The 7,454-nt window shown below is 70.5% G+C and carries 8 protein-coding genes and 2 pseudogenes; 5 read left to right on the top strand and 5 right to left on the bottom strand.

The window, feature by feature from the left end; all coding sequences use genetic code 11:
- Nucleotides 1-4: 4 nt before the first annotated feature.
- From HET64_RS34130 to HET64_RS34115, 4 genes are all read left to right on the top strand, one after another.
- The gene (locus HET64_RS34130; protein WP_215111126.1) at nucleotides 5-1,267 is read left to right on the top strand and encodes a cytochrome P450; all 1,263 of its coding nucleotides are present in this window, start codon (nucleotides 5-7) and stop codon (nucleotides 1,265-1,267) included.
- The gene (locus HET64_RS34125) at nucleotides 1,264-2,493 is read left to right on the top strand and encodes a cytochrome P450 (protein WP_215111125.1); all 1,230 of its coding nucleotides are present in this window, start codon (nucleotides 1,264-1,266) and stop codon (nucleotides 2,491-2,493) included. The genes HET64_RS34130 and HET64_RS34125 overlap by 4 nt, the downstream gene beginning before the upstream one ends.
- A gap of 97 nt (nucleotides 2,494-2,590) precedes the next feature.
- A complete protein-coding gene (gene serC, locus HET64_RS34120; protein ID WP_215111124.1) occupies nucleotides 2,591-3,709 on the top strand; it encodes a phosphoserine transaminase in 1,119 nt (372 codons plus the stop codon).
- A 160-nt stretch (nucleotides 3,710-3,869) separates the two neighbouring features.
- Nucleotides 3,870-4,481, top strand: coding sequence for a Uma2 family endonuclease (locus HET64_RS34115; protein ID WP_215111123.1), 612 nt, complete (start codon nucleotides 3,870-3,872; stop codon nucleotides 4,479-4,481).
- Nucleotides 4,482-4,490: 9 nt separating this feature from the next.
- Here HET64_RS34115 and HET64_RS34110 read toward each other — a convergent pair whose 3' ends face one another.
- From HET64_RS34110 to HET64_RS34095, 4 genes and pseudogenes are all read right to left on the bottom strand, one after another.
- Nucleotides 4,491-4,904, bottom strand: coding sequence for a DUF4259 domain-containing protein (locus HET64_RS34110; RefSeq protein WP_215111122.1), 414 nt, complete (start codon nucleotides 4,902-4,904; stop codon nucleotides 4,491-4,493).
- Between the two features lie 26 nt (nucleotides 4,905-4,930).
- A pseudogene (locus HET64_RS34105) lies at nucleotides 4,931-5,161 on the bottom strand (SAM-dependent methyltransferase); the annotation flags it as partial.
- Between the two features lie 54 nt (nucleotides 5,162-5,215).
- Complete coding sequence (locus HET64_RS34100; RefSeq protein ID WP_215111121.1) at nucleotides 5,216-5,524, bottom strand: GNAT family N-acetyltransferase; 309 nt, start codon at nucleotides 5,522-5,524, stop codon at nucleotides 5,216-5,218.
- A 74-nt stretch (nucleotides 5,525-5,598) separates the two neighbouring features.
- Entirely contained in the window at nucleotides 5,599-6,258 is a 660-nt protein-coding gene (locus tag HET64_RS34095; protein ID WP_215111120.1) for a hydrolase, read from the bottom strand.
- Nucleotides 6,259-6,463: 205 nt separating this feature from the next.
- Here HET64_RS34095 and HET64_RS34090 point away from each other — a divergent pair, with 205 nt between their 5' ends.
- On the top strand, nucleotides 6,464-6,928 hold the full coding sequence (locus HET64_RS34090; RefSeq protein ID WP_215111119.1) for a MarR family winged helix-turn-helix transcriptional regulator: 465 nt from the start codon (nucleotides 6,464-6,466) through the stop codon (nucleotides 6,926-6,928).
- Between the two features lie 67 nt (nucleotides 6,929-6,995).
- Here the strand turns inward: HET64_RS34090 and HET64_RS34085 are convergent.
- Nucleotides 6,996-7,454: pseudogene (locus HET64_RS34085) on the bottom strand (MarR family transcriptional regulator); the annotation flags it as partial.

The following is a 7,454-nucleotide window of genomic DNA, read 5'->3' as shown; positions in this document are numbered from 1 at the left end:
CCCCGTGACCCCTGTCTCCGGCTGCCCCGTCACCCACGGGTCCGTCCCCCTGTCCGGGCCCCGCTTCCAGAGCGACCCGGTCCAGCTCTACCGGGAGATGCGGCGCGACCACGGGGCGATCGCCCCGGTCGTCCTCGACGGCGACGTGCCCGCCTGGCTCGTCCTCGGCTACCGCGAACTGCACCAGGTCACCGGCGACCCGGTCCTCTTCAGCCGGGACTCCGACCTGTGGAACCAGTGGGACCGCATCCCCGACGACTGGCCGCTGCTGCCGATGATCGGGCGCAGGCAGCCCTCGATCCTCTACACGGTCGGCGAGCGCCACAGCGTCCGCGCCATGATGATCAGCAACGCACTGGAGGGCGTAGACCCGTTCTCCCTGAAGCGGTACGCGGAGGAGTTCGCCGACGAGCTGATCGACCGGTTCTGCACCAAGGGCTCGGTCGACATCATCGCGGAGTACGCCAAGCTGCTGCCCGCCCTCGTGCTGGCCAGGATCTACGGCTTCTCCGACGAGGAGGCCCACCCGCTGGTCGGCGCGATCAACGACATGATCGACGGCCGGGAACGGGCGCTCGCCGGACAGCAGCACCTCGGCACGTCGATGTTCCAGCTGCTGGCCGACAAGCACGCCGAGCCCGGTGACGACGTCGCCACCCGGATGCTGGCGGACCCCGGCGGCTTCACCGACGAGGAGGTCGCCCAGGATCTCATGGTGATGATGGCGGCCGGCCACCAGCCGACCGCCGACTGGATGGGCAACTCGCTGCGCCTCATGCTCACCGACGACCGGTTCGCCGCCTCGCTCTCGGGCGGCCGGCACAGCGTCGCCGAAGCGATGAACGAGGTCCTCTGGGAGGACACCCCCACCCAGAACGTGGCCGGCCGCTGGGCCGCCCGCGACACCCACCTCGGCGGGCGCCACATCCGCGCCGGCGACCTGCTGCTCCTCGGCCTCGCCGCCGCCAACGGCGACCCGCAGGTGCGGACCGACGGCTCGGCGCTGACCGGCGGCAACAACGCCTTCCTCTCCTTCGGCCACGGCGAGCACCGCTGCCCGTTCCCGGCCCAGGAGACCGCCGAGGTCATCGCCCGTACCGGCATCGAGGTCCTCCTCGACCGGCTCCCCGACGTCGACCTCGCCGTCGCCGCCGAGCGGCTCACCCGCCGCCCGTCGCCGTGGCTGCGCGGGCTGACCGACCTGCCGGTGCTCTTCACACCCACCCCCGCCGTCGGAAGACCCGGAAGCTTCGGAGGCCCCGCATGACCCGCATCGCGCTCGACCCGTTCGTCACCGACCTCGACGGCGAGAGCGCCGCGCTGCGGGCCGCCGGCCCGCTGGCCGAGGTGGAGCTGCCCGGCGGTGTACACGTGTACGCGGTCACCCGCCACGCGGAGGCCCGTGCGCTGCTCACCGACAACCGCGTGGTCAAGGACATCAACGTCTGGAACGCCTGGCAGCGCGGCGAGATACCCCAGGACTGGCCGCTGATCGGTCTGGCCAACCCGGGCCGCTCGATGCTGACGGTCGACGGGGCCGACCACCGCCGTCTCCGTACGCTGGTGGCGCAGGCGCTCACGGTGAAGCGGGTGGAGCGGCTGCGCGCCGGGATCGAGGCGCTGACGCACGCGAGCCTGGAGAAGCTGGCCGCGCTGCCCGCCGGACAGCCGGTGGACCTGAAGGCCGAGTTCGCCTACCCCCTCCCCATGAACGTGATCAGCGAGCTGATGGGCGTGGACGCGGCGGACCACCCCCGGCTGAAAGAGCTGTTCGAGAAGTTCTTCTCGACGCAGACCCCGCCGGAGGAGGTCCCGCAGATGATGGCGGACCTGGGGACCCTCTTCACGAAGATCGTCGACTCCAAGCGGGCGAACCCGGGCGACGACCTCACCAGCGCCCTGATCGCGGCCTCCGAGGACGGCGACCACCTCAGCGACGAGGAGATCGTCAACACGCTGCAACTGATCATCGCCGCCGGGCACGAGACCACGATCAGCCTGATCGTCAACGTCGTGGAGGCGCTGGCCACCCACCCCGAGCAGCGCGAGAAGGTGCTGAACGGGGAGATCGGGTGGGACGGCGTGATCGAGGAGACGCTGCGCTGGAACACCCCGACCTCGCACGTCCTGATCCGCTTCGCGACGGAGGACATCGAGGTCGGCGACAAGGTCCTGCCGAAGGGCGAGGGCCTGATCGTCTCGTTCGGCGCGCTGGGCCGCGACGAGGAGATTTACGGCCCGACGGCCGGCGAGTTCGACGCCACCCGCACCCCGAACCGCCACATCGCCTTCGGCCACGGCCCGCACGTCTGCCCGGGTGCGGCGCTCTCCCGCCTGGAGGCGGGCATCGCGCTCCCGGCCCTGTACGAGCGGTTCCCGGAACTGGACCTGGCGGTGCCCGCCGCCGAGCTGCGCAACAAGCCGATCGTGACCCAGAACGACCTGCACGAACTGCCGGTGAAGCTGGGCTGCCCGTTCGGCCACGACGCCTAGTCCTTCCTTTTCCCCGGACGTCCACGGGCCGGAGCGCGCGTCTCATCCGACGGACACGGTTGCTGAGCCGTACCGCCGAGGGACTACGCTCCGTCCCGTGGCCGACATCCAGATTCCCGCTGACATCAAGCCCGCCGACGGACGCTTCGGCGCCGGTCCTTCCAAGGTGCGGACGGAGGCGCTCGACGCGCTGGCCGCCACCGGCACCTCTCTCCTCGGTACGTCCCACCGCCAGGCCCCGGTCAAGAACCTGGTCGGCGAGGTACGGGACGGCGTGCGCAGCCTCTTCTCCCTCCCCGAGGGTTACGAGGTCGTCCTCGGCAACGGCGGCTCCACCGCCTTCTGGGACATCGCGACGCACGGACTGATCGAGTCGAAGTCCCAGCACCTGAACTTCGGCGAGTTCTCGTCGAAGTTCGCCAAGGCCGCGAAGCTCGCGCCCTGGCTGTCCGACCCCACCGTCATCGCCTCCGACCCGGGCACCCACCCGGACCCGAGGGCCGAGGCGGGCGTCGACGTCTACGCCTTCACCCACAACGAGACCTCCACCGGTGTCGCGGCCCCGGTCAAGCGCGTCGCGGGTGCCGACGAGGGCTCCCTCGTCCTGGTGGACGCCACCTCCGGTGCGGGCGGCCTGCCGGTCGACATCACCGAGTCCGACGTCTACTACTTCGCCCCGCAGAAGTCCTTCGCCTCCGACGGCGGCCTGTGGATCGGTGTGTTCTCCCCGGCCGCCCTGGAGCGCGCCGCCCGGATCCACGCCTCGGGCCGGCACATCCCGGAGTTCTTCTCGCTGCCCACGGCGATCGACAACTCCCTCAAGAACCAGACGTACAACACCCCGGCGCTCTCCACGCTCTTCCTGCTGAACGAGCAGCTGAAGTGGATGAACACCCAGGGCGGCCTGGACTTCACGACGGGCCGCACGGCGGCTTCGTCGGGCCACCTCTACGGCTGGGCCGACGAGTCGAAGTACGCCACCCCGTTCGTCACGGACCCGGCGAAGCGCTCGCAGGTCATCGGCACGATCGACTTCGCGGACGAGATCGACGCCGCGGCCGTCGCCAAGGTGCTGCGCGCCAACGGCATCGTGGACACCGAGCCGTACCGCAAGCTGGGCCGCAACCAGCTGCGCGTGGCGATGTTCCCGGCGATCGACCCGGCGGACGTGCAGGCGCTGACGGCGTGCGTCGACTACGTGATCGAGAAGCTGTAGCTTCCCGGTCCTCGACCGTACGGAGACGGCCCGGCACCCACGCGGTGTGCCGGGCCGTTTCTGTTTCACTCGACCGGGCGGCATATGCCAGAAGCGCGATCTTGGGCTGTCCCGTCCTACGATGATGCTCTCGACACCAGCCCATTCCAGGAGGCCCGCAATGTCTGCAGCAGCAGTCGAGCACCCCTGTGACGATGAGCCGGAAACGCTGCTGGAAACGGCCAACCGTCTCATGGAGCAGCTTCCGGGGCATCGCGTCGAGATCATCGGAGGCGTCATCACCGTGGCACCACCCCCGGACGGCCCGCACGCCGACGCCCTGACCACACTCATGGTCCCCTTCCTCGCCGCCGGTCTGCACGGCGAGGAGTCGAGAGTCCTCCAGGGCATCGGCCTCTGGCTCCCCAGCGGACCCGAGGACTACGTGATCCCCGATCTGGCGATCGTCGACGCCGACTACGGCGAGCACCCGATCGAGAACAACAGCTACGACCCCGCCTGCTTCCGCCTGGTCCTGGAGGTCACCTCCGGGAACTACCAGAACGACCTCCGCAACAAGGTCATCGCCTACGCCCAGGCCAAGATCCCGGTCTACGTGATCGTCGACCGCAAGCACGGCCGGGTCCATGTCCTGACCGAGCCGCTGCCCGGCGGCTACGACCGTCACGAGGTCTACGCCCCCGGCCAGGAGGCCCCGCTGCCCGCCTCCATCGGCGCCGAAGTCTCCCTGGACGTCGACGAGCTGGTGCGGGCGGGCCGCCCGAAACGCTGAAGCCGCGGCCTACTCCCCCGACGCCCCCACCAGCACCGCACGCAGCGCGGCTATCCCCGCCAGCCACGCCTGGTCCTCACCGGCCTCCGCCCACAGGTCCAGCGGCTCCGCGTTCTTCGCGGTGAGGCGGTCCAGGGCGCGGACGGCCAGCGGGCGCAGGTCGGCGGGGAGCCGCGGCAGGGGCTCCTTCGGGCCGTACGCGGTGGTGACGGGCTCTCCCCCGGGGCACTGCGCGGCGATCAGCGCGGCGGCGGCCACCGCCTCCTCCCCGCAGTCCGCATAGTCCTCCGGCCCGGTGTCCGCGACGGCGGTCAGGACGTCCCGGAGCACGTCCGCCTTCTTCCCGGGCTCCGCGTCGTCGACCCGCCCGCCGAAGTCGGCCGCGGTGTCGTTGTCGAAGTGGCCGATGTCCCAGGCGCCCATGGGTCCCCCTCAGTCCGCTGTGCCGGTCACCCCTTCGTGCCGGTGTCCCCATCCTCACAGCCGCCACTGACAATCGGCCTCCGCGCCAGCACGAACCCCTGCGGCGCCCGCTCCGGGAACGGCCCGTCCGTCTCCCGCTCCCGCCACACCCGGGACACCACCTCCAGGCCCGCCTCCCGCAGCAGCCCGGCGATCCGCTCGGGCTGCCGCCGGTGGAAGTCGAGCGAGACCTCCATGCCCCACGCCTCCGTCAGCCGACGACTTCGGGGAGAGGAAGAGGGCGCGCGCCTCCCCCCTCCCCCCCCGCCACTTCAGTCGCTGACCTTGCTGCGTGACTGGTACAGCAGGTCCTGGTATTCGGGGTGCCGGGCGATCCATCCCGCGTAGAACGGGCAGGTGGGCAGTACCCGCAGGCCGGCGGCGCGCGCCTCGTCCAGGGAGGCGCGCGCCAGCGCCGACCCGACGCCCCTGCCCTCGTACGCGGGCGAGACCTCGGTGTGGAGGAACGCGATGAGTTCCGCCGTACGGAGGTAGTCGGCGAACCCCGCGACCTCGGTCTCCCCGTCGACCCGGGCCTCGTACCGCTTGGCCTCGGGAACGTCCTTCACCTCGACTGCCATGTGTCGTCCTCTCTCCGTTCGTCCGCACGCCGGCCCGGTCCGGGTGGCGCGTCGTCGTCCTACCAGCTCCGGCGTCAGCCGGCACTTCCGGCGCGCCCGGCGGCGAGGAGCTGCGTCTCCCAGGCGAAGGCCACCCCCGTGGCGCCCCCGTGCCGGGCCTGGACCTCGGCGGCCCCCGGGATGGTCTCCTCGCGGGCCCAGTCGCGCTGCCACTCTCCCATCACGGCCAGCCACGTGATCGGCACGACGCCCGCCTGGACCATGCGCCGCACCGCCATGTCGTGGGCCTCGGCCGACACACCCCCCGACGCGTCGGTGACGGCGTAGACCTTGAACCCCTCGCCCGCCGCCTGGATGGCCGGCATGGCCAGGCAGATCTCCGTCCAGAGCCCGGCCAGGATCAGCTTCTTCCGCCCGGTCGCCTTGACGGCGTCGACGACCCGCTGGTCCTGCCAGGTGTTGATGAAGGTCCGGTCGATCGGCTTCTGCTCCGGGAACACGTCCTGGATGCCCTGGATGATCAGTCCGCCGCGCTCCTCCAGAACGGTCGTCAGGATGGTCGGCACGTCGTAGACCTTGGCGGCCTTGGCGAGCCCGACGACGTTGTTGACGATCATCGTCGGCTCATGGCTGTTCAGATTGGCGAACTGGAAGGGCTGGTGGTCGATCAGCACGAGGACGCTCTCCTCCGGCGTCAGCAGCGCGTCGAGTCCGGCCTTGTTCTGGGTGCTCATGGGATACCCCTTCTGGAGCTTCACGTGTGCCTGCCGCAGCTATTTAGTTGACGTGTCATCCACACTAGACATCGATGATTGACGCGTCAACTAGTCATCGTGGCGGCCGATCTGCCGAGGGGTACGGGAGGCTGGTCGCCCGATGGGGAGATCAGCCCCGTCCAGGCCATGGCTGAGCCGCCGACCGTCTCGCTACGCTCCTCGCATGGACGCACCGCCACACTGGCTGACCCCGGAGCAGCAGGCCGCCTGGGACAGCTTCATCCGCATGCAGGAGAAGCTCATCGGACGGCTCTCACGCCAGGTACAGGCCGACTCCCACATGTCTCCCGCCGACTACATCGTGCTGGCCAAACTCACCGAGGCCGGCGGACGGATGCGCTTCATGGACCTGACCAAACTGGTGGAGTGGGAGAAGAGCCGTATGTCCCATCAGGTGGGGCGGATGGCGAAGCGCGGACTGGTGACCAAGGAGGACTGCCCCGACGACGGCCGCGGAGCGTTCATCGTCGCCACCTCGGCCGGCCGGAAGGCGATCGAGGACGCAGCCCCCCTGCACGTGGAACATGTCCGCCGACTGTTCATCGACGCCCTCACCGAGGAAGAGCTGGACGCCCTCTCCCACATCGCGAACCGCGTCCTCACGCACATGGAGAAGCAGCCCGACTGACCGGCTCCGGGCAGCGCCGCGAAGTACCGCACCGGGCGTCGGGACAAGACGGCTTGTCGCTGCGGGCTCAGACAGGTCTGAGCAGATCGCGAAGGTTGCTCATGCGCGCCTTGACGTCGGCGACCTCAGCGGCAGGGATCGAGACCTCTCCGCCCGACGAGTGGGTATCGCGGCACGGGCGGCAGAGGCCGTCGGGGAGGGCTTGCGGTGGTCCGGGGCGGCCGCAGTCGGTGCATTCCACGAGGAGGTGGCGGGTTGGGGCAGGGGCGGCGGGTTGGGCATTCTCCGGGGCCAGCCGGGGCGGCATCTTGTCGGTGAGGCGGCGGCGGAGGAGGCCGAGGGGGCTGTTGACCTGGGCGGGGAGACCTGCGGTCAGGGCGCTGGTCAGGAAGTCGACGCTCACGCCCCGCGCGAGCCATTCCGCCGCCTGCCCTTCCAGCGCGGCACAGTCGTCGGCGGAGAGGGCGAGGCGGTGATCGTCACGGCCGAGACGGGCCAGCGCGAGGTAGGCGGGGCTGGTTCCGAC

This window comes from Streptomyces sp. McG3 (genome assembly GCF_018619185.1).
Lineage (GTDB): Bacteria > Actinomycetota > Actinomycetes > Streptomycetales > Streptomycetaceae > Streptomyces.
Note: the sequence above shows the minus strand (reverse complement) of the source record. Positions and strands in the feature narration are given on the sequence as shown.

Excerpts from the sequence above, each read along its gene's own strand:
- HET64_RS34125 (WP_215111125.1), top strand. The coding sequence starts at position 1,264 with ATGACCCGCATCGCGCTCGACCCGTTCGTCACCGACCTCGACGGCGAG.
- HET64_RS34115 (WP_215111123.1), top strand. The coding sequence starts at position 3,870 with ATGTCTGCAGCAGCAGTCGAGCACCCCTGTGACGATGAGCCGGAAACG.
- HET64_RS34110 (WP_215111122.1), bottom strand. The coding sequence starts at position 4,904 with ATGGGCGCCTGGGACATCGGCCACTTCGACAACGACACCGCGGCCGAC.
- HET64_RS34100 (WP_215111121.1), bottom strand. The coding sequence starts at position 5,524 with ATGGCAGTCGAGGTGAAGGACGTTCCCGAGGCCAAGCGGTACGAGGCC.
- HET64_RS34095 (WP_215111120.1), bottom strand. The coding sequence starts at position 6,258 with ATGAGCACCCAGAACAAGGCCGGACTCGACGCGCTGCTGACGCCGGAG.
- HET64_RS34090 (WP_215111119.1), top strand. The coding sequence starts at position 6,464 with ATGGACGCACCGCCACACTGGCTGACCCCGGAGCAGCAGGCCGCCTGG.